Here is a 1,028-nt window from a genome sequence, read left to right on the forward strand (position 1 = left end):
ATCCGGTGGCGGTGGCGGTCTTTTCAGTCTGGCGCGGATCGGCAAAGGCAGGATTGGTGACGGCCCCGCTCGCCACGCTTAGCGCGAGTACTGCCGTCATGGTGGCCAGTCGAAGTTTGAGATGTGACATGGTCGCTCCTCAATTGGTGGTGCGAGGTGGGTGGGGCCACCCTACTCCGCAGCTACGCGACGCTCAACGGATCCAGGCAAACCGGCAGTCCCAACAACCTTGTGCAAACCATTGACAAACTTGTACAAGTCTTTCCATACTTGCAGGACAAGGTTTCAACGAAGCAACTGGAGGACAGATGTCGGCAAAACTCACGGATGTCGCAAAGCTGGCGGGGGTCTCCCTGGCAACGGCGTCGAGGGCATTCGGAGACCCCGGCCGGCTGGCAGCCGAAACGCGGCAGAAGGTCATGGCCGCGGCCGAGCAGTTGGGATACGACGTGCCCGGAGTGACGGGCAGCCGGACGTTCGGCGTCATCGTCCCCGACATTTCAAATGCGGTTTTCGCCGCCCTCATCAAAGCCATCCAGGACCAGGCATGGCACGGCCGCCACCGGATGGTCCTCGCCGACACCTCCGAATCGTCCTCGCGGGAACGCGCACATCTTGAATCCTTTGCCACGGGCGTGGATGGCATCATCCTTTGCTCACCCCGGCTGCCTTCCGAGCAGATCCACGATCTCGCGGGCAGCGCACCGCTGGTCGTGATCAATGGCGAGGCGGAGCACGCCGCACGGGTGCTCATGGAGGCCGGCGAGGGAATCCGCCAAGCGTCGAGCATCTCTACGCCCTCGGTCACCGCAAGCTTGCTTACATTCCCGGACCCGCGTCATCGTGGGCCAACAGCCAGCGACGTGCAGCCATCACCCGCTTCTGCGCCGATTGGGGCATCGAGCTTGTCACCGTGGGGAACCAGAATGCAACGGTCGACGGCGGATTGGCCGCGGCGGCGTCGGTGGTCGCCAGCGGTGCCACCGCGGTGATCGCCTACAACGACCTGGTCGCCATCGGCATGCTCG

At 63.6% G+C, this 1,028-nt stretch carries 1 protein-coding gene and 1 pseudogene; both read left to right on the forward strand.

Annotation, left to right across the window (positions count from 1 at the left end; all coding sequences use genetic code 11):
* Positions 1-308: 308 nt before the first annotated feature.
* Positions 309-386 (forward strand): annotated as a pseudogene (locus AHiyo1_RS27020) (LacI family DNA-binding transcriptional regulator); the annotation flags it as partial.
* Positions 387-652: 266 nt separating this feature from the next.
* On the forward strand, positions 653-1,028 hold a 376-nt coding region (locus tag AHiyo1_RS27025; protein ID WP_253257417.1), incomplete at its 3' end, for a substrate-binding domain-containing protein.

Origin of the sequence: Arthrobacter sp. Hiyo1, from assembly GCF_001263615.2 — a bacterium.
In the GTDB taxonomy this organism is placed as follows: Bacteria; Actinomycetota; Actinomycetes; order Actinomycetales; family Micrococcaceae; genus Arthrobacter.